This is a genomic window from Hyunsoonleella aestuarii, from assembly GCF_006148925.1.
GTDB classification, from domain to species: Bacteria; Bacteroidota; Bacteroidia; order Flavobacteriales; family Flavobacteriaceae; genus Algibacter_D; species Algibacter_D aestuarii.
In genome coordinates, this window is sequence record NZ_VAWB01000001.1 from 1,308,909 (window position 1) to 1,334,128 (window position 25,220).

The window sequence follows — 25,220 nt, forward strand, 5'->3', positions numbered from 1 at the left end:
ACGTCTTCATTTATAATTTCATACCTTTAGAAGACCAACCAACTTCTTATGATGAAATTCTTTGGTAAAATACGCTATAAACTTATGAGTGCGAATAAAACAGGCAAATATATTAAATATGCTATTGGGGAAATTGTATTGGTTGTAATTGGAATATTAATTGCATTACAGGTAAATAACTATAATAACTATACCAAAGACAGACGTTCTGAACAATTGATATTGATTAAACTTCATGATGAATCCGAGGCAATTGTAAGTTACCTTAATGAAATTAATTTAATGGCCGAAAAGTATATTTATGGAATTGAAAAATCAGTGAGAGCAATTAGCTCGAAGTCCTTGTATGGACTTAGCAAAGACGAATTTGAAAAAGGTGTGATTAACGTCGGCCTATATCCAGGGATAACACCTTCGAAGAGTGTTTATGAAGAATTGAACAGCTCTGGAAAATTACAGTTAATACAAAATGATTCGATTCTCAAGTTTATTAGTGATTATTATTCTCAATTGAGTTTTGTGAATAGCCAATTGAATTATTTTCGAATGTTTGTGCAAAGTCCTGAATCAATTGCCGGCAGGTCATTTTTGATGGTTTATGATAAGGAGGACCCTTTTAGAAGGGGAGTTAAATTTGATTTTGATGAATTAGTCGATAATCCCGAATTCACGAGCTCAATGGTAAAAGGGCTTAGAGACCAAATTGCATTCAATACAAATAGGACAATTTTGTTAGAAAAGGCAGAGCGTATGTGCAATGCTCTTGGAAAGATTATAAATGAGGATTGCATATCATCTTCAAAAAGATTACAAAATGGTAATTGAAGAGTAATACCCAAGAATGTGGGGAGCAACAATAGAAAAGTTCAACAGAAATGTTGGACTTTTTTTTATTTTAAACTCACCTTTTTGAATTTTCAGTATCCTTAGAAAGCTAGCCAACTTCTATGATAAGATTCTTCAGAAAAAATCTGAAGGTTTTTCTCTTTTATGACACTCATTTATTTTCCTTATATTTAAACAACTAACTGAAAACCAATATCTAATTGAAGAATACAAAACTGTTTCCAAGAACACACCTTTGGTCAATCATACCTTTCATCATTATAATAAGTGGTTTTTATCCAAGTTATTGGACAAAATTCTTTTCTGTCCCATTTAGATTTCATGTTCATGGTCTTTTAGCTACTTGTTGGTACATTTTAGTTATTATTCAACCATATTTATATCAAAAGAATAATCTTCGACTGCATCGTAAATTAGGTTTGGTTGGATTGTTTTTGGCTGGTGGAGTAGTCTTTTCAGCTTTACAAATGCTTCCATTTATTTTGTCCAATCCAAATCTACCACCAAGCCTTGCTAATGGCATTCTTTTTATTGATTTTGTGGCACTTGGCGGATTTGTCATATCTGTTTATTTTGGAGTTCGAAATGTAAAAGATACTCGAATTCATGGAAGGTGGATGATTGCAACTGTATTTTGGTCATTGCTTCCAGCACTTATTCGATTTTTAAATTATCCAGTAGGTAAAATTGTAAATTGGGACTTGAACTTTACGGAATTGGTATATGTTACAAATGGATTAGTCTTTCTTTCAATGGGATTGATTATACTTATTGATTACAGTAAGGAAAAAATTATCTATACAAGTTATAGTATTATTGCTATTGTTATGATTATCATGTCTATTTCGTATTCATATATGGTTGAAGCACCTTGGTGGGGAAATTTCTTAAAAGTATTATTGAAGAACTGATTCTTGTCATGTTGAAAATGTAACAGTCTCAAAAAAATCCCAGACAAACTCATTAAGGTTTAGGTTTGGTACTTCGAACCTTTCCACTAAAGAACAAGACTGTTTACATCAACAAAACCTTTATAGAATGAAGCTAATTTCATCAATTCTTCATTAAAATGGTTCGACAAAACAATATTAGGGGGAGCAACCTAGTAAAAGTTCAACAGAAATGTTGGACTTTTTTTGTTTTTGGATCCATAGATAAAGAGATAGAATAAATTTTTTAAACTTAGATACAAGTTTGTACCTTGGTGAAGTCATAAATATAGTGTCTTTAAAAACCTCTTTTAAATGTGTATCAACTAATCTATTTATATGAATAAAAACACAATCAAAAAAGTATCTATTATACTTCTTATAATTATACTAGGAACTTCTGCTTACACCTATTCTAAAATTGTATCTAACAATAAAGTTAGAGAGCTACAATGCTTTAATAGCTTGCTGATTAAGTTAGAAAACGGGATTCAACCAGATTCAATTTTTCAAGAAGATTATGATAAACTTCAACTATTGGTAGAATATAGTCTGGCAGCAAGAACTGAAATGCTTGAAGTCGTGAGTCAATTAAATATAGATAAAGACGCTCCAATAAGTAGTAGAGATTTATTGATTTTAAAACAAGGTTCGGAAAGCTATCTCGAAATTAGAGAAGATTTACTGGCCCTAGCTAATACTTATGAATGTGCTGTTGATGTTCAAGATGCCACTCTTGATGATTTTAATATTGACAAAAAATTAAGGTTAAAAGGATTAATGCTTTCATTGGGAGCTGCACTAACCTTATATGATAATTATTTCATAGGGATTGTGTTATTTGAGCAAGACACTAGACTTAGAAGGCTTGTTAACGATCCCGATATGGGTTTTGGGCTTATGGAAAATAAGCTGGATGAAGTGACATTAAATGCTAATTCTATAGAAACACGTCACAGAGTAAGACGTGCTATTACCTTTTATGAAGAAGCACAGCAGACTTTAGATGATTTTGATGAAGATTCTGATTATTCTTATTTAAAATTATTAATAGAGTCAAGCCCATCATATAACTACGTGAAAAAAATTAGAGTTAAAGAAGTAGCCTCTAAGAAATTTGTTGCTTTTGAAAGAATTACGAGTGAAATGATTTCAGAATCTTCCGAAAATGGTTTTGATATGCTAAGTGGTTTATTCGGAAACACAATGGGTTTATTTGAGTCAAGAAAAGGAAAGCTTTATGGAGATACAATAGCCAAAGAAAAAATTAAAAATGAATTAAAGCCCTTAGACATTTTATTAGAAAAAACGCCTTTTAGGCTAACAGACAAGTTTATCCCAGGTCATTTTGGGCATGTAGCTATTTGGACAGGAACTAAGGCTGAACTTATAGAATTGGATTTATGGAATAACCCATACGTTAAAAAATACGCAAGCGAGGTTGGTAATGACTTAGATGTAACATCGAAGGAAGAGCATCAAATTATAGAAGCACTTCGCTCTGGAGTTAAGTTAAGTACTTTAGATGAGTTTATGAATATTGATGATTTTGCCATTTTAAGGCCTGTTTTTAAAGATGAAAAGAATGAAGATTTAACTAAGGAAGCACTTCTAATGGCTTTTAGGCAATTAGGAAAAAAGTATGATTTCAATTTTGATGTAAATACTACCGATAAAATTGTATGTTCAGAACTTGCATACGTCTCTTTTCCTAGTATTGATTGGCCTACTGAGAAAACACTTGGGAGGCATAATATTAGTCCAGATAACGTAGCAAAATTAGCTTGGAACAGCTTGCCTTTGGAGTTAGTTTTATTTTATCATGATGGCAAATTGGTTGATAAAGAAACGCAATTACCAAAAATGATAGAACTAATGAAAGATTAAATGGATGTTTTATTTCGAATTAATAACAATTTTTAAGGAATCAATATTGGTTTTAGAATCTCCAAGGAATAGAAAGGATTAAGCTATTGGATTTCAGATAGCATGCCTCCTTGGTTCGAGCACAATAAAAGTAGCAAAAGAGTAAAAGTCTAACAAAAATATTGGACTTTTTTGTGCACATTATTAGTCTTTAAGATTTTTAGTATCTTTAGAATACTATAAAAATTATTCATTAAAATGGCTAGTGAGAGATGTGCTGGTTGTTTTGGTACTGGGAAAATAGATGGCATGAGTTGTACGTTTTGTGCTGGTACAGGCTCTATTTGGGTGCCAGACAAGACTAATTATTCTTCCAATACTGGATATAGAAAAAGCAGTTATACTAAAGGATCTTCTTGGTTAGATAATGCATTTGAAGATAACTTGGCTGAATTAACTTTTTTAGGAGTTTTTGGTTTTATTATCTATAAGAGCTGGGAGTCTTCTGAAACAAATTGGTACATTACAATTGCAATTGGATTAATAGCAGGCTTTGTTGCATACAAACTACTTAAAGGTCCTTTACGTCCATTAGGCACTCTGTTAAAATATGTATTTTATATTGGGTTAATTGGACTTGCTATCTATGGTATTTATCAAGTAGTAGTTTTGTTTTAATCCGCATAGACTTTTTATCATAGGAACACCCATTAAGAAGTCATTTATAAACGTTATTGAGTTTGATAATTCGATGCTTTCCGCTTTGGAATGGGGCTAGTAATCATTACGAGCACCATTCAATTCTTCATCGAACTGGTTCGGCAATACAATATTAGGGGGAGTAACAAATCTAACTTAATGTTGGACTTTTTTTATTCATTATTATATTCTATAGATGAATAAAATTTTTAGCCGCTTCAACCACTTTTTTAAAGCTACCAACAAAAATTTTGTAATCAACAACAATTATAGGTCTACTTAAAAACGTATAATGATCTAGAATGTAATGCTTAAAATCTTTTTCGGTTAAATCTTGATTTTTCAAATCCATTTCTTTATACAGCTTAGAGCGTTTGCTAAAAAGTGCTTCGTAGCTTCCAGCAAGCTCTTTCATATGTTCTAATTGCTTTACAGTAATCTCTTCTGTTTTTATGTCCTGTAAAATAAAGTCGTTTGATAAGTTTAATTCTTTTAAAATTCTAGTACAAGTATTGCAAGTTTTTAAATAATATACTTTTTTCATAATGCAGGGGATTTATACAGACAAATTAAAACTATATTTATCAAAAAAATAAACAAAAATGGAGTTTACATTTCAGGTTTTAAATAACACTAGGGACATATTCAAAAAAATAATAGAAAATAATTCATTGGAGGACTTAAATAGAATTCCAAAGGGGTTTAATAACAACATAATTTGGAATATTGGCCATGTGGTAGTTTCAGAACAATTGCTGGTGTATAAATTATCAGGTTTGGAAAGTTTATTATCCGATAACATGATAAACAAATACCGAAAGGACAGCAAACCCCAGAGCAATCACAACCAAGTCGAGGTTGATCAGATAAAAAATGTATTACATTCAACCCTCGAGAAAACAAGGGAGGATTATTACGATAATGTTTTTGATAAATATAACACCTACACTGTTTCTACTACCGGTAATACATTGACTAATATAGACGAAGCCCTGCAGTTTGTAGCTATTCATGAAGGTTTGCACTATGGTTATGTGTTAGCACTTTTAAAAGCGATTAAAAGCTAGGACAGATTTTAATAAATTAAACGGAATGGTTAGCTCGATTGTTCCCGAGGAGTACGGTGCAATTTCGTAAGTGTTGTACAACAGAAGAATACCCTCCTGTGTATATCCAATATTATTTGATAATTGGAAGGGACTGTTTTCGAAAAACAAATCTTGTTCTTTAAACTTTCTGTCAAACTGGGTTTGAGCAATATTTTGGAATTGCTTAAAATCAGTAAATAAATCCTCATTCGATATTTTTTTACCAGATTGAGCATCGAAGTTTAAAATAGAAATGTTTAAGTTTCCATGAGCACCACCAGTGTTTTTGTACGTAGTTATCGCGATACTAACTATTTCCGAAGATAGAAACATGACATCGCCATCTATTTGCGCTTCCCAAATTTCGTTGGTTTCAGGAAAATCTAACTTAAATGTTTTAAATTCTTCATTAAATAGAGCAACACTTTCTTCAATAGATGTTGAAGATATTTCTCCTGTATTTCCTATATGCAACGATTCAATAACATGTTTATGGATTTTAGTATTTATTGAATCAGCTGTTTCGTCAATACCTATTGCTTCAGGGATGTTTACTTCTACTATAGTGTTGTTTACAGTTGTTGGAGTAATCTCAGAAAACGATAATTTAATCTCTTCCTCGCAACTTAAAAGAAGGAATAATAAACAAAGTTTGATACAGATTTTTTTATTCGACATATTCAATATGTTAACCATATATTAAAGGTAATTATTGCATTTGAATAGACCGAATTAAAACTTACATTTGTACGAAAGGGAAGTGTTAAATCAGTAAGATGCTGCATTATCTTTTAAATTAATTGAAATCATGAAATTTAATACAAAAGCAATTCACGGCGGTCAAGAACATGATCCAGCTTATGGAGCGGTAATGCCTCCTATTTATCAAACATCAACTTATGCTCAAACCACTCCAGGTGGCCACAAAGGATTTGAATATTCTAGAACGCATAATCCAACAAGGAGAGCTTTGGAAAATGCTTTAGCTAGTATTGAAAACGGTAATTATGGGTTGGCATTTGGTTCTGGATTGGCTGCGATTGATGCTATTATAAAGCTTTTGAAACCTGGAGATGAGGTTGTGTCTACAAACGATTTGTACGGAGGATCCTTTAGATTATTTACAAAAATATTTCTAGATTTCGGAATTAAATTTCATTTTATTGGTATGCAGAGTGCATCCAATATTGAGACTTATATAAATGAGAATACAAAATTAATTTGGGTTGAAACGCCAACGAACCCAATGATGAATATTATTGATGTTCAAGCAGCGAGCGTAATTGCGAAAAAACATAACATTTTGTTAGCTGTGGATAACACGTTTGCAACTCCTTATTTGCAGCAACCTATAGATTTGGGTGCAGATATCGTGATGCACTCTGCTACCAAATATCTTGGTGGCCATAGCGATGTTGTTATGGGAGCTTTGATAGTTAAAGATGAAGAGTTAGCCAACAGATTGTATTTTATCCAAAATGCAAGTGGCGCTATTTGCGGGCCTCAAGACAGTTTTCTGGTGTTAAGAGGTATAAAAACCTTGCATGTTAGAATGCAGCGCCATTGCGAAAATGGAAAAGCCGTCGCCGAATACTTAGCAAGTCACCCGAAAATTGAAAAGGTATATTGGCCTGGATTCGAAGATCATCCTAATCATAATATTGCAAAAGCGCAAATGAAAGATTTTGGAGGAATGATATCTTTTACTACAAAAGGCAATGATTATAAAGAGGCGATTAGAATTGTTGAAAATTTAAAAGTCTTTACACTAGCCGAATCATTAGGAGGCGTAGAATCTTTATCGGGTCATCCAGCTAGTATGACACATGCTAGTATACCAAAAGAGGAAAGAGAAAAAACAGGGGTTGTAGATTCTTTAATTCGATTAAGTGTCGGGATAGAAGATATCGACGATTTAATAGCTGATTTAGAGCAAGCTATAGGTTAATCTAAATAGTAGACATAACCCACATTTAACCATATTAACCAGTCATTAAATTTGTTGTAACTTAATTTATGGTTAAATCCATCTACCCAATCATTAAAATAAAGTTGCCATCTCAAATCAAGAAGTAAATCTGAAAGTACACCTATTTTATAACGAACACCAACACTAGTTACCATAGACCAATCTGATCTTTGACTAGGATCTATAGGATATTGTCTGGTTTCACCTGCAGGAATTGGCGGAAGACGACTATCATTTTCATACCAGAATGAATATATATTTCTAGGGTCAAAAACATTACCAACTATTTGATTGGGTCCAGGATTAGGTGATACATAATTGGAACTTGCTTGTGGAGAGGATGTAGTGTAGTGTATGCCTAAACTTACATAAGGCGCCAATAAATAACTAAATGCTTGGAACGAGCGAATACTTCTAGGAAACCATTCGATTTGAGTCCCAATATCAAAATTTTCGGCAACACCTTGATGTCCTCTTAGTCTAAATGAATTATCTCCTGTTCTATTTGCTGCAACATGTTCTCCATGATGATCGAGATTGGTGTAGTTCCACGAAATCTCATTTCTTAACTTAAAATGGTCATTGAAATAATTATCGGTGGAATAACAGTTACAATCGGCTCTATAAGCAAAATTTATGTAATGAATAATACCAATACCGATGCCAGAGTTACCGAGGTTAGTAGCTTCGTCGAAACGGCTTCCAAAATCGGATCTAAACTCTACTGGACCAGCAATAACACCTATTTCATGAGAAAAACCTAATTGAGCATGAGATGTCTTACATATAGCAAACAAACAAGAAATTAAAGCTAAATGTTTTAAGTTAAGCATAATAAGGGTCAACTTTTTTGGGGCGTTTCACAAACAAATATATAAAAACTCGATTAACAATCAAATATAGTTGTAGTGCAAGGATAGTATTAATAAAAACATGTTGCGAAATTCAAAAAAAAACTATGTAATTTTTATAGATAATGTATCTTTGTGCTCTAAAATTATTAATTCATTAAAAATTAATCACAAAACCATCACATGAAAAAAATAGTTGACGAGTTTTTAGATTTGGTGAAACAACGAAATTCTGGCGAACCAGAATTTTTACAAGCCGTAGAGGAGGTTGCAGAAACTGTAATTCCTTACATCGTTCAGCATGATATTTATTATGGCAAAAACGTATTATTAAGAATGGTTGAGCCAGAAAGGACAATTTCATTTAGGGTATGTTGGGTAGACGATTCTGGTGAAATTCAAGTAAACCGAGGTTATAGAATTCAAATGAATTCTGCTATTGGCCCATATAAAGGCGGCCTTCGGTTTCATCCAACAGTAAACATGAGTATTCTTAAATTCTTAGCTTTCGAGCAAGTCTTTAAAAATAGTCTTACAACATTACCAATGGGTGGTGGTAAAGGAGGAAGTGACTTTGATCCAAAGGGTAAGAGTGATAACGAAATAATGCGATTCTGTCATGCTTTTATGGGTGAATTGTTTAGACATATTGGACCAAACACGGATGTTCCGGCTGGAGATATAGGCGTTGGAGCTCGAGAAATTGGGTTTCTTTTTGGAATGTATAAAAAACTGAGAAATGAGTTCACTGGAGTTTTAACTGGAAAAGGAATAACATGGGGGGGATCTTTAATTAGGCCAGAAGCAACAGGTTACGGAAATGTTTATTTTGCTCAAAACATGCTTGAAGTAAAAGGCGATAGTTTTGAAGGGAAAAATGTAGCAGTCTCAGGTTCTGGAAATGTGGCTCAATATGCGGCTGAAAAAGTGCTTCAATTAGGAGGAAAAGTGTTAACACTTTCTGATTCTGGTGGATATATTTATGATAAAGAGGGAATAGATGCTGAGAAATTAGCATTTGTAATGAATTTGAAAAATGTAAAGCGTGGAAGAATTAGTGAATATATAGAGACTTACTCTAATGCAACTTATGTAGAAGGAAAGACGCCTTGGGAAGTTAAATGTGATATCGCATTACCTTGTGCTACGCAGAACGAATTAAATGAGCAAGATGCAAATACCCTAGTAAAAAATGGATGTATTTGTGTAAGTGAAGGTGCTAATATGCCATCAACAAAAGAAGCTATTACTGTTTTTCATAAAGCTAAAATATTGTTTGCTCCCGGTAAAGCATCCAATGCTGGGGGGGTAGCAACTTCTGGATTAGAGATGACTCAGAACTCTTTAAGATTCAAATGGTCAAGAGAGGAAGTAGATAATAAGCTAAAGGAAATAATGTCTAATATCCATGATTCTTGTATAGAGTATGGTAAAGACGACGATGGCTATATCGATTATGTTAGAGGAGCAAATATTGCTGGTTTTGTAAAAGTAGCAGATGCTATGCTAGCGCAGGGAATTGTATAACTAAGCAAACTAATAAAACATAATATTGAAAAGCCATCGAAATAATTATGATGGCTTTTTTGTATACTTTATTTATTCCCAATGCCAAATAAGGAGTTCCCATTCTTGGTTGTTGGACTTATACGTTTTTAATAGTTCAAAACCGATGGCTTTATGCGCATATAAAGATCTTTTGTTATTGGTGTCGACTTCAGTAATAACGGCGTCAAAATTCAAGTTAAGCTCTTGCATCATGAAATTATATAGACCTCTAAAAACCCCTTGTTGCCTGAACCTTTTTTCTATACAAATTTGACCCATTATAATGTAATTGATACTCTTTTTAATAGAACAATTTATTGTTTTAAACATTGGGGCTAATACTTGAATAGAGTCTTTAAATTCCTGTGTCATACATAGAGCATAGCCTATTACCTGGCTGTCACTTTTTGCTATTATATGTGCGCAGGCCCCATTCATAGCTTTTAAAATATCAAAACTATGATTTACCGTTACAAAACCTTGAGAAATTCTCTCTTCTTTAGAAATTGACTCTATTTTATTAGCCTGTTGAAGCTCCAAAATTTGGTGAAGTTCCTCGTTATTAGTAACTCTTTTATAAGTGATACTATTCTCAAGATTCTTCACTATACCTTTTTAATCACGTTGGTAACAATGCCCCAAATAATGAAATCATTTTCTTCAGTTATTTTTATAATTGGATAATTAGGGTTTTCTGGTTTAAGCCAAACGCCATTTTTATCTACTCTTAATCGTTTCACCGTAAACTCACCATCTAAAAAGCATACGGCAATTTTATTATTAATAGGTTCAAGGCTTCTGTCAATTATCAATAAATCTTTATCATCTAAATCAGCATCAATCATAGATTGCCCACTAACACGTGCAAAGAAGGTGGCTTCTTTATTTTTGATTAGTTCCTTGTCTAAGGATAGACGTTGTTCTATAAAATCTTCGGTCGGTGATGGAAACCCTGCAGAAACACCTGTATCAAAATATGGAATTCCTATACTATTAGTATTTTTAGGAGTGAAAAAGGTTAAGTTTTTAGCCGTGTGTAATCTCATTGCTACAAATGATTTAGTGACTCACTAAATTACGGAATATTTATTTTGTAAATGCGCAAAATCTAGAATTTATGATTTTTGAAATGACCAATTATAAAACTCTAATAGCAAAAAATGTACTTTTGGTCATTTTACTTCTGGAAGACTCATACTGTTTTTGTTTTAATAACGTTTTCTTAAATTTGGATTCCAAACTAAATATACATTGCCACTAAACTTACAAGACATACCAAGGGTTAAAACGATTACCAAAGAAGATTTTTTGAAACACTATTATAGGCTACAAAAACCTGTAGTTATAGAACGGTTTATTGAAGATTGGCCTGCCTATAGTAAATGGAGTTTAGAATATATGAAAACTGTAGGTGGTGATATTACTGTTCCGCTTTATGATGACAGACCTGTTGACTATAAAGACGGGTTCAATGAGGCACATGCGAAAATGAAATTAAGGGATTATATTGATTTATTAAAGAGAGAGCCCACAAAATTTCGTATTTTTTTATGGAATGCCTTAAAGGAAATTCCCGAATTACAAAAGGACTTTACCTTTCCAGATTTTGGTTTAAGACTCATGAAAGGTATTCCCATGCTGTTTTTTGGAGGCCGTGATTCACACACCTTTATGCATTACGATATTGACCTAGCTAACATCTTTCATTTTCATTTTGAAGGTAAAAAAGAATGTATTCTTTTTGATCAAAGTCAAAACAACTTTTTATATAAAATTCCACATTCTTTAATTACTAGAGAGGATATCGATTTTAATAATCCAGATTTTGACAAATGGCCCATGTTAAAAAAGGCTAAAGGTTATAAAACCGAGTTAGAGCATGGTGAAGTTTTATATATGCCAGAAGGCTATTGGCATTATATGCGCTATATAACACCAGGTTTTTCAATGAGTTTACGTGCTATAGCCAGAAACCCTAAAAACTTTAGTAAAGCGGTTTATAACGTATTTATTATGCGAAACTATGATAATATCATGCGTCGAATTAAAGGTCAGAAATGGATTGATTGGAAGAATGAACAGGCTATTATAAGAACACACAAAAAGAATACTACTTTATAAGGGCATTAGCTTTTTCGTAAACTAAATGTGATTCCCAGCCTCGATATAATAAATAATCAATTAGTTTTTTTTTCTTTTTAAGTCTATTACTTTCATTTAAAGTTGAAAGTCGCTTTTCGGCTAATTCATCGAGCGTTTTGTAATAAATTTCGTCATTGATTTCATTTATTGCTGTATTTATATTAGCTTTGGCGATGTCCTTTTTCCTTAATTCTAGGATTAATCGACGCTTACCCCATTTTTTAATATTGAACTTACCCCTTACGAATGCTTTGGCAAAACGTTCTTCATTTAAGAAGTTGTGCTCTATTAAATGGACAATAATTATGTCCATAGCTTTAGGAATCATATGCATGTCTTGAAGCTTTTGGCTAACCTCTTTATGACAGCGTTCTTGATATGCACAAAAGTGTTCTAGCTTTCTTTTAGCTTCCTCTAATGTGTATGTTTGTTTTTTAATCATTATGATTAAGGTAATAGGAATTAATTAATAGCAAATTCAATTTTTATTTTACCAAATCTAAAAATTAAACTTAACTTAAATGAAAAATTTTTTTCTAATTGGTTTAGTTATTATACTATCCAATTATTGTTATTCGCAAACAACCCTTTCGGCTGGAGATATTGCTATATTGGGAGTAAATACAGATAATGAAGATTTTACTTTTGTATTAAGAGCTAATATAACTGCTGGAACACAAATCTATTTTTCAGATAACGAAGTAAATGTTAGTGGAACAGGTTTGTTAGATACAAATGAAGGAATAATTCTTTTTACTGCAAGTATTGACTATAGCTGTGGTGCTGTTTTAGGACTAATAAATAATGCTGCAGAGTTTTCTAATTTTTTCGGTAATTTTCAATTGAATAATAATGGAGATGAGGTGATCGCGTTTCAGGGGTATTCAGCTCCAAATTGGGGGACTTTTCTTCACGCAAATGTGTCTTCTACAATTAATTTGCCAGCAGGCTTTACTGCGAATGATATACTTATAGGTACGAGACAAAATAGAGAATATATAGGAAACACAAACAACCCTAGTTGGTCAGATTTGAATTCCTTGATTAATTATACAGAAGGAAATAATTATTCGGGTATTACATTAAGCACTACATCTCATACGTGTTTTTGCTCCACGACTGCTATGTGGAATGGAGCTGCATGGGATAATGTTATAGGTCCTAATATAAATATGACAGCAGTAATTGATGGAAATTATAATACTTCCATATTTGGTAGTTTTAGTGCTTGTAGTTTAGTTATTAATTCTGGTAATAGGTTAACTGTGGATAATTCAACATATGTGATTGTAGATAAGGATGCTGTAATAGATGGAGAATTAATTGTTGAAACTCAAGGTAATTTTGTGCAAAATGATGCATCGGCAGAATTTATTTTAAATCCCTCAGGAATCGCACGAGTAAATAAGCAAACAGCAACAAAAGAAAAGTGGTATTATTACACGTATTGGAGTTCTCCTGTGGAGTCTGAAACTATTAATAGCGTATTCCCAAATACAAGTTCAGATAGACGTTTTTATTTTGATGCTTTTAGTTATCTTGATGAAGATGGAGATAATATTGATGATAATGGTGATGACTGGACAATTGCAAATGGTCTAATGATACCAGGTGTTGGTTATGCTGCCACTTCATCACCTTTAGGAATATATCCATCCACAGATATTGCAACGTTTAATGGTGTATTTAATACAGGAGATATACAAGTAACCGTTGCTAATAACCCTAATAATGTTAATGAAAGCTGGAACTTAATTGGAAATCCATATTCTTCTGCAATAAGTTTTACGGATTTATACAATGCTAATAGTACGGTTATAGATGGGGTAGCTTATTTATGGTCTCAAGCATCGATTCCAGAGGAAGCAAACCCAGGAAATGAAAAATTAAATTTTAGTCAGAATGATTATGCGACATATACGGTAGGTAGTGGCGGTATTGCAGGAGGAGGTCCAGATATTCCAAATGGTTATATTCCCTCAGGACAATCTTTTTTTGTAGCAGGTTTAGTTAACAATGGTTTAGTAACATTTACAAATGGCATTCGAAAAACGGATACTGGAAGTAATTCGCAATTTTTTAAAAGTGTTAGTTCTAAAACGAATTCCTCATTAAGCGATAATAAAATTTGGTTTAATTTAACAAGCGATAATGGAGTATTTAGTCAAATACTCGTTGCCTACGTCGAAGGAGCCACTATGCAGAATGATGGACTTATGTTTGATGCACCAAGATTAATTACTGCAAACAAGGGAGCTAATCTATTTAGTACTATAAAAAGGTCTAATAAGAAGTTTGCGATTCAAGGAAGAAGCCCCAAGAATTTAAACCAAGGTGAAAAAATTAAGCTAGGTTTACAAACTTTCATAGAAACACCTACCATTTATAAATTTTCTATCGTTAAAACGCAAGGAGATTTTTTAAATAATAGCACTATCTTTTTAAGGGATAAATACTTAAATAAATTACATGAATTATCTCAATATGATTACTCTTTTACCTCTGATGCAGGTGAATTCAAGGATCGTTTTGAAATTGTATTCAAAGATACTGAATTTAGGAATTTGGCTACTGTAGAAAAAACTGAAGTTCATATTATAGAAGATCAAGCAAATAAGTTTACATTTTCGTCAACAAACGATTTGGTGCTTGATGAAATTTCGATATTTGATTTTTCAGGAAACCTCGTTTATAAATTAGAGGGTAATTCGTCACAAGAAACTTTTGAATTGTCTAAATTGAAAAAGTCACTATACATCGCAAAAGTAGAACTTTCAAGCGGAGACATTATCACTAAGAAATTTATAAAAAATAATTAGAAACTATAATTCAACGATAATATTAAGTTTCTGCCTGGTGCCGCTATTCCAGAAGAATAAGTCCTGTACCGTTGATTTGTAATATTTTCTAAACCAGCAGAAAGGAGTGTTTTTCCTACTCTATATTGAGTTCTAAGATTTAAAGTGTACCAAGAGGGAGCGTATGGATTACCATTTTCATCTAAGGCATATAGGTAATCTTTCTCAATCTCTGAGGGCGCTAATTTATTAAATGATAATTCTCCATTATAATTAGCAAATACATCTATTTTTAAACGCTTGTTATCCCATACTAAATGTGTGTTTCCAAAACTTGGAGAAACATGTCTTACAGGAACTTCAATCCCTTCATTTTCCTCAGTTCCACCGATAATGCTATATTGTGAGATAAGATTTAACAGTCTCGATATTTTTGCTTTTAACCCTATTTCAAAACCATAAATCCATGCTTTAGAAGCATTTTGAATAGCCTGTACATTACTTAACTCTCCGTCATATAAAATAGTTGTTTCACCGTTTAAGTTATAATCACGTCTAACAAGCGCATTATCCAGGTAGGTATAATAAGAACTCATATCTAGAGTCACCTTTTTAAAATTTAGTTTAATACCTATTTCCCCTCCATAAGCATATTCTGGTTTTAGACTTTCATTGGGAACGACTACCGATCCAGGTCCAGAATCGAAAACTTTACCAATGTCATCAATATTTGGCGCTCTAAATGCGGAAGATGCGTTCAACTTCCATTGAACTATGGGATTTGGAAGATAGCTTATTCCTGCGGTTCCTGTAAAGGCACCAGACTTATTTAATGAAGATTCAAAAGGTAAGTTTAAGTACCTATTATTCTCCTGAAAATTGGCTTTTGAAACCACATGATTAAATCTTAATCCAGACTGAAATATAAATTTCACATTAGGTTTATATTTAAGGCTTGTATATACCGCGACAGATTTCCAGCTTGCACCATTTGGGTATCTTGTTACTGTTGGTTCGTTAGTATTTGTATCGATGTTTTCTTCGGTGGCTCGAGACATAACTTTGTTGTAGACATACTCCAGCCCATAGAAGAAATTGGTTTTTGAGCTTAGCCTTTTTTCAAAATCTAAATTCAAGGAATAAGCATCAACAGATTCTTCCCTAAAATCTCTTATGCTGGATTGAAAACTTCTATCCATTCTACTTTCTTGAAAGTTTTGATAAGCAACAGTTGCTTTTATTTTATCATAAATAATAGATCTACTACTTAATTTGGTTGCTTGAAAGTTGGACATGAACCATTTTTGAGGCCCATAAGACCATTCAGCAGATCGTAAATTATTATCTCGATATCTTATTAAGCGGTCATACCTCGGGATATCTGAAGTCGCAGAGAAGTGCAACCCTAGATCGAAGCTTAAATTTTCTGAAGCTTCGTAGCGCACTTTTTGCATCAGGTTTATTTGGTTGTAACCAGTCTCTTTCTGAATGCGATAGTCATTATTTTCAACAATGACATCCTCGTTATTAAATCTGGTAATAAATTCCGGTCTTAAATAAGCGTCTGGACCGTGCTTCCCCATTTTTAAATCGCCAAAAGTACTATAACTAAGACTGGTTATAAAAGCCCATTTTTTGTAACCTAAATTAAAATCTAAATGACCTGTTTTTTCATCATTGGCTATAGCATATCGCGTTAATACATTCGATTTAAACAATAATGAATCGGCGTAAGATAATTGGGGTTTTTGGGTATAAAAACTCATTACTCCTCCAATCGCATCACTGCCATATATAACAGATCCGGAACCTAAAATAACCTCTGTGTTTTGTACTGAAAGAGGATCTATTGAAATGACATTCTGTAAATTACCTCCTCTAAAAATAGCATTGTTCATTCTTACACCATCAACAGTTAAAAGTAACCTATTGGTAGAATACCCCCGAATCATTGGACTTCCTCCACCTAATTGACTTTTTTGAACGAATATACTGCCAGAGTTTTGAAGTAAATCGGCACTTGTTTGAGGGTTTGTAAATTGAACATCTTTAGCCTTAATACTTATAATCTTTTGTGGAATATCTTTTTTGTTCTGTTCGAACTTGGACGCCGAAATGATTATTTGATCTAGTCCTTGTGTATTAGAATTAAGATAAACTAAATTAGTTTTAATAATCTTGCTTTTAGCTAAACTTTTGGTGATGTGTGTTAGGTGTTGAAAATATAAAATTTCAGAACTATTAAATTTATCTATTGATGCTTCACCTTCGAAATTAGTAATAACACTCTTAGATTTATCTGCATTGTAAATTGCTACGCCAAAAATAGGTTCTGCGGTTAGTTTATTGAGAACTTTAATCTGTTGGGCATGTAAAGTTATTGAAGCTAATAAAAGGAAAAATATCGTTTGAATAAATTTCATTAACTAAAAACTTGGTTAAAAATCTGTAATGATTTAGGCGTCCTAAAACTGCCCAAATGTAGCTCAAAATAATGCAAAATCATATTCAAAAAAGATTGTCTTTGTTTAGCACTAATTTTCACATTATTTAAGGCATCAAATGTTGTGCCTAATAATTGTTTTAGAAGTGTTAAATTTTCCCCAGACACACTGTTTTTATTTTGTGTCACTGTTTCAAATCTTCCCTCTAGTAAGTTAAATGAGTTTGATTCGGGTAAAGGATTCTCTGGATAGAAACCAAAATATTTAGTAAGTTTTAATAAAAAGAGTAAATGAAAATTGGCAAAGTCGTTATGGTTGTCTAACCATTGTAACGTAGTTTCAAGGTAACTAAAAAGTAACTCATTTTCTTCTTCTTCTTTAAGAGTACTTGATAATACTTCGGCTAAGAACATCACTATTGCACTTTTTAAAACATTAGAATGTAAACTAGAATAAAATTGATTAATCTTTACTTCTTTAACACTTTGCAATGACCTATTAGGTTTAAAAATAATCTCGAGTTGAAGTTGAGAGAGCAACTGAAAATAAGCAACTTTTGCACCACCTTTTTTATTTTTTAAAACACCTCTCAGCAAAAAGCTAACAACGCCAAATTTTTCTGTATAACATTTAACGATTAAGTCGTTTTCTCGATATTTAAGTTTAGACAAGACAATGGCATTTGTGTTAGTTTGCATTACCGTACAACCATTAACTTTAATACTCTAGTTTCAAAGGTATCTAAATCTGAAAGCATGATGAGATATACTCCAGAGGCAACAAGATTATTAGCCAAATTTTTTCCATTCCAGAAGGCAGTGCCCCCATCAATTTCTAAATTATAACCATTGTATCGTTGGTTAGTTCGAGATTGCGCTTCTGCAACTAAATTTCCTTCAATGTCTGTAATTTTAATATTCACATTTTCCGATATATCTTTAATCTTTACCTTTTTTTCAACAATATCAAATTGTGGTCGCACCGGGTTTGGATACACAAAAGCTTTTTCTAAATCTAGATTGGGGCTTGATCCTCCTGCACGAAAAGATACTAATCCTTTACCAGTTGCTATATAAACAATACCATTTTGTTCATCTATGGATATATCATTTATTAGATTAGAAGGTAGGGGAGAATTTTCTTTAGTAAAATGAAAAATAGTTTCTTGACCATCTGAAGAAAAATAAAAAAGACCAGAATCTCGAGTTCCAATCCATTTATTGTTAGAACCATCTACTTTTATATCTGCTATTCGTTGTTGAAAAAGTAATTCTTTGGCAATACCATCCTCAAGAATAATTATTTCTTCCGCTCTAACGTCTTCGTCTGTGAAGAAATTACTTGTATTAAATAAAACTCTCAGGCCTTCAAAAGTACCAATCCATAACTGGTTTCTCTTGTCCAATGCTAGGGCAGTAACAACACTGGATGGTATATTTGCTTCCTCATCTTCAATGTTTTTGATTATATTGGTACCGCTATTTTCATTAAATCCTATTAGACCTTTCCTATAGCTGGCAATCCATTTAGTTCCATCACTTCCAATTACTAAATCATTGAATCCGTTTATGTCATTTGGATCAATTATAACTTCACTTAAATCATAAGATTGCCATTGATTATTGGTAGGGTTATAAGATTTTAATGGTTTTTTAACACGATTAGAAAGTGTCCACAATAGGCCATCGCTATCGAAAATTGTAGAGCTTACCCTAACATTAATAAAATTGGGGTCAGGATCTATAAATAATTCTAAATCGCTATTCGTTTGATCATATAAGAAAGTAGGAATCTTATCATTTAACTCTAGTAAACCATCCACGTAAGAACCAATAAATACTTGGTTAATGTTATTAGGGTTAGTTGCAATTGTTTTTAAACATCTAGCACCTAAGACTTGTTCAAAGGGCGTGTTAATCCATTTTCCATCATTGAAATTACTAATTCCTCTACTATTCAAGGGGTAAGGGTTTAACTGTATGCTATGTTCTCCGAAAGTAACCCAAAGATTGTTTAATGAGGCATTTATAGAAAACGGCACATTAAGCAAAGGACCATCAGGTCTTATTTCTTCAAAAGTAGAAGAACTATTAATAGATATTTTTAAAACACCAAAATCGGGAGTTCCAACAAAAATATCTTCAAGTGTTATTGTAGCGGAAGTAAAACTTGTATCATACTCACTGTTAGTAGCTACTTGATTCATTACATTGAAATTTGCATCATAGAAATATACAATGTCATTCAAAACGACTGCTAAATTTTGATTAATAGATTTTAAAGAAACTGGTAAACTTGGGTAGGTAAATAACTCAGATAATGCATCATTTGTTATTCGATATATTTTTCTGTTATTTCTAATAGTATAAAGTTGATTGCCCACAGATTCTATTGCTGAAAAATTACCTGTTGAAATGATACTCCAATTATTGAAATCTATGATGTTTGGATTAGAAACTTGCGCTTTTCTTATCCCGTTGTTTCCTAAACAGGAGGCATAAATAAAGTCATTTAAAATCGCGGTTTGAGTTACCTGAATCTGCTCCCCGGAGCTACCTATGAAATAAGTATCCCCAAACTCTAATCGTTCTAAATCGTATACTGAAATTCCATAGTCGGCAGAAATATAAACAAGATTACCCACAATATTAAAGTGGTTGATCCCACGATTTGTTGACAAAATTGTTGGTTTCTCTATTATATCAACAACTGATAATACGTCGTCATCATTATCAAAAACTATTTCTATTAACCCGTTTTCATAACCAATAATTAATAGTTCATAGATTTCACTGTAGGATATAGTGCTAATAGTTTCACCAGAAAGTCCATTAATAGTTGTAATCGTCCTTAATTCATTAGTTTGGGTGTCGTAACTAAAAATTGCGTTTTCGGCTGAAGCATATATTTTTCCGTTGCCTTGAACTACTTCAGAAATGTTATAATAAGAAAAATGGCCTACCCATAATTCTGAGAAATTCTGGGAGAATTGTAATAATGGGAAAAGAAAAATAGTAAGTAAAATAAGTTTTCGAAGCATAATAGGTTCTTCAATTTCAAATATATCCATTATATAACGAATTTTAGTTTGAAATAATATAAATAAAAAAGCTTTCTTAATTTAAGAAAGCTTTTTTATTTAAGATACATCTAAGTATTAACTATATTTTAATCAGCAAGAACAATAAGCTTATTGTCTTTCATTTCTACAGTCCCCGAATTTATTTTTAATAAAGTTGTGTTTTTATCCCCTTTAGTGAATTTATCTTGAACTTCTTCATCTAGTTCAATATTACCAGAAATTTTAACAAATCCATCTTTTAATAAAGATACAATAGGTGCGTGATCCTTTAACATTTCAAACTCACCATTTACCCCAGGGACAGCAACAGATGTTACTTCTCCGCTAAATAAAGTGGCTTCTGGTGATACAATCTCTAAATACATATCTCTTTAGTTATGAGTTACGAGTTAGAAGTTATGAGTCAAAATTCTGAACTCTAAATTCTAAACTCTTAACTTAATTAGGCTTCAGCTAACATTTTATCTCCAGCCTCAATAGCTTCTTCTATAGTTCCTTTAAGGTTAAATGCAGCTTCTGGTAAGTGATCTAATTCACCATCCATAATCATGTTAAAACCTTTTATTGTTTCTTTAATATCAACCAATACACCTGGGATACCTGTAAATTGCTCAGCAACGTGGAATGGTTGAGACAAGAAACGTTGTACACGTCGTGCGCGTCCTACAGCTAATTTATCTTCTTCCGATAATTCTTCCATACCAAGAATAGCGATAATATCTTGCAGTTCTTTATAACGTTGTAATAACTCTTTTACTCTCTGTGCGCAATCATAATGGTCTGCACCTAAAATATCAGCTGTTAATATTCTTGATGTAGAATCTAATGGGTCTACTGCAGGGTAAATACCCAATTCAGCAATTTTACGAGATAATACTGTTGTTGCATCTAAGTGAGCAAATGTTGTGGCAGGAGCAGGGTCAGTTAAATCATCTGCAGGCACGTAAACCGCTTGTACAGAAGTAATAGAGCCTTTTTTAGTTGATGTAATACGCTCTTGCATAGCACCCATTTCTGTCGCCAAAGTTGGTTGGTAACCTACCGCAGAAGGCATACGACCAAGTAATGCAGACACCTCTGATCCAGCTTGTGTAAAACGGAAAATGTTATCTACGAAGAAAAGTACATCTTTTCCTTGTCCATCTCCAGCACCATCACGGAAATATTCTGCTATTGTTAATCCAGATAACGCAACACGCGCACGTGCTCCTGGAGGCTCATTCATTTGTCCAAATACGAAAGTAGCTTTAGATTCTTTCATTTTAGATTTATCCACTTTAGATAAATCCCATCCACCTTCTTCCATCGAGTGCATAAAATCATCACCATAACGGATAATTCCAGATTCTAACATCTCTCTTAAAAGGTCATTTCCTTCACGTGTTCTTTCTCCTACACCAGCGAATACTGATAAACCACCGTGACCTTTTGCTATATTATTAATCAATTCTTGAATCAATACTGTTTTACCAACACCAGCACCACCAAATAAACCAATTTTACCACCTTTTGCATAAGGCTCAATTAAATCGATTACTTTAATACCTGTAAATAAGACCTCTGTAGAAGTTGATAAATCTTCAAATTTAGGCGCTTGACGGTGAATTGGTAAACCTGCTTTACCAGCTTTAGGTAAATCACCAAGTCCATCTATAGCATCTCCAATTACATTAAATAAACGTCCATAAACATCATCACCAATTGGCATTTGAATAGGAGCACCAGTTGCAGAAACTTCAGTTCCTCTACTTAAACCATCTGAAGAGTCCATTGCAATAGTTCGAACTGTATCTTCACCAATGTGAGATTGTACCTCTAAAACTAATAATGAACCATCTGGTCTTTTTATTTCTAACGAATCGTAAATTTTTGGAAGCTCAGAGCCGGCAGCGAATTCAACATCGATAACTGGACCTACAATTTGTGCAACTTTACCTGTAACTTTAGCCATTACTTATATGTTTTTGTTATGCTAATTAATTGACTGAAAACACGTTCTGTTTTCGCGCTGCAAAGATATATTTTTTAATTTAAAATAAAAGTTGTTTCTCAAGCTTTTTTATAATAAATAAACACCTTCAAACTGAAGGTGTTTATTAAGTATTATATGTTTAAAATAAATTAATTATTTATTGTCCATGACACAAAATATTGTGAACCTATAAATGGCGATCCAACAGCACTTTGATATTCTTTTCCTCCTAAATTTGTTCCTCCAATTTTGAAAGTAGACTTTATTGAAGGTACAGAATAGTTAATTTGAGCATCAACAACTGTTCTTGAAGGTATCATGGTGTTTGCTATTGTTGCTTGCCAGAAATATTCATCACTCCAACGTGCATTGATATTAAATCCAAAATCTTTAAATAAGTTAGAATTACCAAGTGATACTTTTACCTTATGCTCAGGAGTGTTAAATCCTGCGCTAAAATCTGGATCCGACGCTTGGTCAAAATCTAGTTTAGCATAAGTATAATTTAGTCCAAAGTCAAAATCTTTAGCAATCTTTGTTGATAACCCAATAACACCACCATAGGAGCTAACGTCTGCTGAGGAATTTGTGTACACATTGAAAATTTGAACATTTCCAGTTGCTACGTCTCCAACTCCTGATGCATCAGAAACAGAGCCTGTTTTAGGAGTAACCACAAACTTTTGAGCCGCAAAATTATCATAAGAATTATAATAAGCATTGAAATCAACGGTTAAGAATCCAACTTTACCTCTATAACCAATATCAAATGCAGTTACTTTTTCTTGTTCAATTAGAGGTGTTATTCCAGTTCCTTGAACAGCTTCTAAAGGTGTTGTTCCACCACTTGCTGCAAAAGCTTGTACAGAATTTAAAGTATAAGAATTGAAGTAAGCATCTCTACCTGTCAAATTGGTATTAGGTAGTCTTCTATCTAAATTGTCTGGAGCCGCACCAACTAATATGGCTCTGGAAACATCAAATCCTATAAATAAGGCTTGGGTATCTGGATTTCTAAATCCTGTTTGAAAAGAAGCTCTGAAGTTATGATCTCTGTTTTCTCCTGCTGCATAAACAAAAGAAAGTCGTGGTGAATAACTTGCATCAAAAAACTCATTTTTATCATAGCGAATCGAAGCGGTTACTTTTAACCTATCGTCCATTAGTTTTTTAATGCCTTGTAAATAAGCACCATATTCATTATAATCGATAGAGCCATCATAATCTGTAAATATACTTCCACCTGAGTTCAATGAATATTGTCTGTATTGTATTCCTAATTGTAAATCTAAAGCATTATTTAATAAGTCTTTAAAATTATAATTTCCATCTACTACATTCATTTTCGATTCATCCACAAGTTTAGATCCAGTAGTAACATCAGGATCATTTGTAACTTTATTAAAAAGAGCATTAAATTCAGGAGTGCCTGGTTGTGGTGTAAATAAATCATCAGCAAAGACTCTTGCTCCTGCATGTATTTGAGTTTGGGTAGCTGGATCGCTAGGGTTTCCGCCACCAGCTAAAATTTGTCCAGCACCTAGGGCGTATGCTCCAGCATACGCACCAAACCATTCAGTGGCACCAACCCTATTCATGTTGAGTCCTGTAAAACGCATGTCGTAGGAGTTTCCAGCATTTTCGATGGTTGTATAACCTCTTAAAAAGAAATTATCTCCTCTAAACTCTAATTTATGTTGTTGTAATGCAAAATCTCTAATGGCATATCTATTGGAACCTTGATAAATTGAAGATCCGGTTCCAAATTTAGAACTCCAAAGCACCTCTGTATTGTCTCCAAAAGGTTTGTAATGTAAAGTAAAATAAGCTTTTAAACTTTCAGCTTTATAATCGGTTAGATCAGATTCTCTATATCCTGTTCTGGCAACATTAACTGCTGGGACTAACGCACTTGCTCCGGGTGGTAATCTACCTCCGGCTTCCAATTGTTGAGCAACTTGATTTAGGTTTAGGCCTAAAACTCCTAGACTCACTTCATCGCCATAAATGTTTAAACCATCATGAGCAGGACTAGACCTAAAAGGATCGATTGTATCGGCTGTACCTACCGGTCCTAAATTGTATTGGCTGTCGTCTGATGCAAACCAGTCTGTACCTCTTAAGTAAGAAAAGGAAGCTTTTGCTGCAAATTTATCACTGAAGGCATGAGCAGCTCTAAAGCCAAAATCATGGAATTGATTATCACCAGCTTCATCTTGTACTGTTAATCCTGTTTTAACGTATGCGCTTATACCTTTATGTTTAAAAGGGTCTTTACTTGTCATAAAAAGAATACCATTGAATGCATTAGCTCCATAAAGTGCCGACGATGCTCCAGGTAGTATTTCTACACTATTTATATCAAGCTCACTAAGTCCTAATATATTTCCTAAAGCAAAATTTAACCCTGGCAAGGAATTATCCATTCCATCTACCATCTGAACAAATCGTGTATTTGCAAAAGTTGCAAAACCACGTGTATTTACTGCGTTAAAAGTTAAACTTCCTTTATTAACATCTACGCCCTTCAAATTTTCTAAACTTGAGTAGAAATCGGGTGAAGTAGCAAGACGAATATCCTTTGTATCAAATCTTTCAATTGTAACAGGAGATTCTCGAACACTTTCTGGGGTTCTTGAAGCTGAAATTACAATTTCATCTAAGGATGTACCTTCATTAAGCGTCATACCTACAACTTGGTTGTTAGATATGACTTCAGCAGTAGAAGATTCAAAACCAACACTACTTGCCTGAATAGAAAATGGTGGGTTTTGGCTATAGGTAAGCGAGAAATTACCATCAAAATCTGTAACTGTACCTGTACTTGTTCCTACAACAATGATATTGGCTCCAGGAATAGGTTGACCACTATCATCTTTAACGGAACCAGTAATAGTTGTTTGGGCAAATGTAAGTCCGCAAAAGAAAAACATTAAAATTGGGAGAATTGTCTTCATTAGAAATTAGTTATGTTAAAATGTTTGAG

21 protein-coding genes are annotated in these 25,220 nt (G+C 33.0%); 9 read left to right on the forward strand and 12 right to left on the reverse strand.

Translation table 11 applies throughout. The annotated features are described in order from the left end of the window. The first annotated feature begins 48 nt into the window (after positions 1-48). From FEF17_RS05915 to FEF17_RS05930, 4 genes are all read left to right on the forward strand, one after another. Positions 49-825: a DUF6090 family protein gene (locus tag FEF17_RS05915; RefSeq protein WP_139001423.1), complete on the forward strand. Its 777-nt coding sequence runs from the start codon at positions 49-51 to the stop codon at positions 823-825. 221 nt (positions 826-1,046) lie between these two features. Next, positions 1,047-1,757: a hypothetical protein gene (locus FEF17_RS05920; protein WP_139001424.1), complete on the forward strand. Its 711-nt coding sequence runs from the start codon at positions 1,047-1,049 to the stop codon at positions 1,755-1,757. Positions 1,758-2,114: 357 nt separating this feature from the next. Further along, a complete protein-coding gene (locus tag FEF17_RS05925) occupies positions 2,115-3,662 on the forward strand; it encodes a YiiX/YebB-like N1pC/P60 family cysteine hydrolase (protein ID WP_139001425.1) in 1,548 nt (515 codons plus the stop codon). Positions 3,663-3,899: 237 nt separating this feature from the next. After that, positions 3,900-4,319 carry a hypothetical protein gene (locus FEF17_RS05930; protein ID WP_139001426.1) on the forward strand — a complete coding sequence of 140 codons (420 nt, stop codon included), beginning with the start codon at positions 3,900-3,902 and terminating at the stop codon, positions 4,317-4,319. Positions 4,320-4,530: 211 nt separating this feature from the next. Here FEF17_RS05930 and FEF17_RS05935 read toward each other — a convergent pair whose 3' ends face one another. Continuing rightward, a complete protein-coding gene (locus tag FEF17_RS05935) occupies positions 4,531-4,884 on the reverse strand; it encodes an arsenate reductase family protein (RefSeq protein ID WP_139001427.1) in 354 nt (117 codons plus the stop codon). A gap of 58 nt (positions 4,885-4,942) precedes the next feature. Between FEF17_RS05935 and FEF17_RS05940 the strand changes: the two genes are divergently transcribed. Next, entirely contained in the window at positions 4,943-5,407 is a 465-nt protein-coding gene (locus tag FEF17_RS05940; RefSeq protein ID WP_139001428.1) for a DinB family protein, read from the forward strand. On the opposite strand, the gene FEF17_RS05945 is transcribed toward FEF17_RS05940, so the two are convergent. Further along, on the reverse strand, positions 5,387-6,106 hold the full coding sequence (locus FEF17_RS05945; RefSeq protein WP_139001429.1) for a DUF3298 and DUF4163 domain-containing protein: 720 nt from the start codon (positions 6,104-6,106) through the stop codon (positions 5,387-5,389). The two genes, FEF17_RS05940 and FEF17_RS05945, sit on opposite strands and share 21 nt — an antisense overlap. 130 nt (positions 6,107-6,236) lie before the next feature. Here FEF17_RS05945 and FEF17_RS05950 point away from each other — a divergent pair, with 130 nt between their 5' ends. Next, positions 6,237-7,376 (forward strand): cystathionine gamma-synthase, encoded by a 1,140-nt coding sequence (locus FEF17_RS05950; RefSeq protein ID WP_139001430.1) that lies wholly within the window; start codon positions 6,237-6,239, stop codon positions 7,374-7,376. Here the strand turns inward: FEF17_RS05950 and FEF17_RS05955 are convergent. After that, positions 7,373-8,230, reverse strand: a complete 858-nt coding sequence (locus FEF17_RS05955; RefSeq protein WP_139001431.1) for a THC0290_0291 family protein — start codon at positions 8,228-8,230, stop codon at positions 7,373-7,375. The two genes, FEF17_RS05950 and FEF17_RS05955, sit on opposite strands and share 4 nt — an antisense overlap. A gap of 201 nt (positions 8,231-8,431) precedes the next feature. On the opposite strand from FEF17_RS05955, the gene gdhA reads away from it, so the two are divergent. Next, entirely contained in the window at positions 8,432-9,775 is a 1,344-nt protein-coding gene (gene gdhA, locus FEF17_RS05960; protein ID WP_139001432.1) for an NADP-specific glutamate dehydrogenase, read from the forward strand. A gap of 72 nt (positions 9,776-9,847) precedes the next feature. Here gdhA and FEF17_RS05965 read toward each other — a convergent pair whose 3' ends face one another. Then, positions 9,848-10,402 (reverse strand): GNAT family N-acetyltransferase, encoded by a 555-nt coding sequence (locus FEF17_RS05965; RefSeq protein WP_246046791.1) that lies wholly within the window; start codon positions 10,400-10,402, stop codon positions 9,848-9,850. After that, positions 10,402-10,842: a LexA family protein gene (locus FEF17_RS05970; protein WP_139001433.1), complete on the reverse strand. Its 441-nt coding sequence runs from the start codon at positions 10,840-10,842 to the stop codon at positions 10,402-10,404. Before FEF17_RS05970 ends, FEF17_RS05965 begins: the two co-directional genes overlap by 1 nt. 205 nt (positions 10,843-11,047) lie before the next feature. Here FEF17_RS05970 and FEF17_RS05975 point away from each other — a divergent pair, with 205 nt between their 5' ends. Beyond that, positions 11,048-11,917 carry a cupin-like domain-containing protein gene (locus tag FEF17_RS05975; protein WP_139001434.1) on the forward strand — a complete coding sequence of 290 codons (870 nt, stop codon included), beginning with the start codon at positions 11,048-11,050 and terminating at the stop codon, positions 11,915-11,917. Here the strand turns inward: FEF17_RS05975 and FEF17_RS05980 are convergent. Continuing rightward, positions 11,907-12,380 carry a regulatory protein RecX gene (locus tag FEF17_RS05980; RefSeq protein WP_139001435.1) on the reverse strand — a complete coding sequence of 158 codons (474 nt, stop codon included), beginning with the start codon at positions 12,378-12,380 and terminating at the stop codon, positions 11,907-11,909. The genes FEF17_RS05975 and FEF17_RS05980 overlap by 11 nt on opposite strands. 79 nt (positions 12,381-12,459) lie before the next feature. On the opposite strand from FEF17_RS05980, the gene FEF17_RS05985 reads away from it, so the two are divergent. After that, positions 12,460-14,757, forward strand: coding sequence for a DUF8693 domain-containing protein (locus tag FEF17_RS05985; RefSeq protein WP_139001436.1), 2,298 nt, complete (start codon positions 12,460-12,462; stop codon positions 14,755-14,757). Here FEF17_RS05985 and FEF17_RS05990 read toward each other — a convergent pair. From FEF17_RS05990 to FEF17_RS06015, 6 genes are all read right to left on the reverse strand, one after another. After that, the gene (locus FEF17_RS05990) at positions 14,754-17,159 is read right to left on the reverse strand and encodes a TonB-dependent receptor plug domain-containing protein (protein WP_139001437.1); all 2,406 of its coding nucleotides are present in this window, start codon (positions 17,157-17,159) and stop codon (positions 14,754-14,756) included. The two genes, FEF17_RS05985 and FEF17_RS05990, sit on opposite strands and share 4 nt — an antisense overlap. Continuing rightward, complete coding sequence (recO, locus tag FEF17_RS05995) at positions 17,159-17,878, reverse strand: DNA repair protein RecO (protein ID WP_139001438.1); 720 nt, start codon at positions 17,876-17,878, stop codon at positions 17,159-17,161. The genes FEF17_RS05990 and recO overlap by 1 nt, the downstream gene beginning before the upstream one ends. Continuing rightward, positions 17,878-20,250 (reverse strand): type IX secretion system anionic LPS delivery protein PorZ, encoded by a 2,373-nt coding sequence (gene porZ / locus FEF17_RS06000; RefSeq protein ID WP_246046792.1) that lies wholly within the window; start codon positions 20,248-20,250, stop codon positions 17,878-17,880. Before porZ ends, recO begins: the two co-directional genes overlap by 1 nt. 98 nt (positions 20,251-20,348) lie before the next feature. Beyond that, complete coding sequence (locus FEF17_RS06005) at positions 20,349-20,627, reverse strand: F0F1 ATP synthase subunit delta/epsilon (RefSeq protein WP_139001439.1); 279 nt, start codon at positions 20,625-20,627, stop codon at positions 20,349-20,351. Positions 20,628-20,704: 77 nt separating this feature from the next. Continuing rightward, complete coding sequence (gene atpD / locus FEF17_RS06010; RefSeq protein WP_139001440.1) at positions 20,705-22,213, reverse strand: F0F1 ATP synthase subunit beta; 1,509 nt, start codon at positions 22,211-22,213, stop codon at positions 20,705-20,707. 170 nt (positions 22,214-22,383) lie between these two features. Then, the gene (locus FEF17_RS06015) at positions 22,384-25,191 is read right to left on the reverse strand and encodes a TonB-dependent receptor (protein WP_139001441.1); all 2,808 of its coding nucleotides are present in this window, start codon (positions 25,189-25,191) and stop codon (positions 22,384-22,386) included. Positions 25,192-25,220: the final 29 nt, after the last annotated feature.

Bases quoted from the DNA above. Each gene is read 5' to 3' on its own strand.
- atpD (WP_139001440.1), bottom strand. From the start codon at position 22,213: ATGGCTAAAGTTACAGGTAAAGTTGCACAAATTGTAGGTCCAGTTATC.
- FEF17_RS05945 (WP_139001429.1), bottom strand. From the start codon at position 6,106: ATGTCGAATAAAAAAATCTGTATCAAACTTTGTTTATTATTCCTTCTT.
- FEF17_RS06005 (WP_139001439.1), bottom strand. From the start codon at position 20,627: ATGTATTTAGAGATTGTATCACCAGAAGCCACTTTATTTAGCGGAGAA.
- gdhA (WP_139001432.1), top strand. From the start codon at position 8,432: ATGAAAAAAATAGTTGACGAGTTTTTAGATTTGGTGAAACAACGAAAT.
- FEF17_RS05955 (WP_139001431.1), bottom strand. From the start codon at position 8,230: ATGCTTAACTTAAAACATTTAGCTTTAATTTCTTGTTTGTTTGCTATA.
- FEF17_RS05985 (WP_139001436.1), top strand. From the start codon at position 12,460: ATGAAAAATTTTTTTCTAATTGGTTTAGTTATTATACTATCCAATTAT.
- FEF17_RS05935 (WP_139001427.1), bottom strand. From the start codon at position 4,884: ATGAAAAAAGTATATTATTTAAAAACTTGCAATACTTGTACTAGAATT.
- FEF17_RS05930 (WP_139001426.1), top strand. From the start codon at position 3,900: ATGGCTAGTGAGAGATGTGCTGGTTGTTTTGGTACTGGGAAAATAGAT.
- FEF17_RS05970 (WP_139001433.1), bottom strand. From the start codon at position 10,842: ATGAGATTACACACGGCTAAAAACTTAACCTTTTTCACTCCTAAAAAT.
- porZ (WP_246046792.1), bottom strand. From the start codon at position 20,250: ATGGATATATTTGAAATTGAAGAACCTATTATGCTTCGAAAACTTATT.
- recO (WP_139001438.1), bottom strand. From the start codon at position 17,878: ATGCAAACTAACACAAATGCCATTGTCTTGTCTAAACTTAAATATCGA.
- FEF17_RS05950 (WP_139001430.1), top strand. From the start codon at position 6,237: ATGAAATTTAATACAAAAGCAATTCACGGCGGTCAAGAACATGATCCA.
- FEF17_RS05940 (WP_139001428.1), top strand. From the start codon at position 4,943: ATGGAGTTTACATTTCAGGTTTTAAATAACACTAGGGACATATTCAAA.
- FEF17_RS06015 (WP_139001441.1), bottom strand. From the start codon at position 25,191: ATGAAGACAATTCTCCCAATTTTAATGTTTTTCTTTTGCGGACTTACA.
- FEF17_RS05915 (WP_139001423.1), top strand. From the start codon at position 49: ATGATGAAATTCTTTGGTAAAATACGCTATAAACTTATGAGTGCGAAT.
- FEF17_RS05990 (WP_139001437.1), bottom strand. From the start codon at position 17,159: ATGAAATTTATTCAAACGATATTTTTCCTTTTATTAGCTTCAATAACT.
- FEF17_RS05980 (WP_139001435.1), bottom strand. From the start codon at position 12,380: ATGATTAAAAAACAAACATACACATTAGAGGAAGCTAAAAGAAAGCTA.
- FEF17_RS05925 (WP_139001425.1), top strand. From the start codon at position 2,115: ATGAATAAAAACACAATCAAAAAAGTATCTATTATACTTCTTATAATT.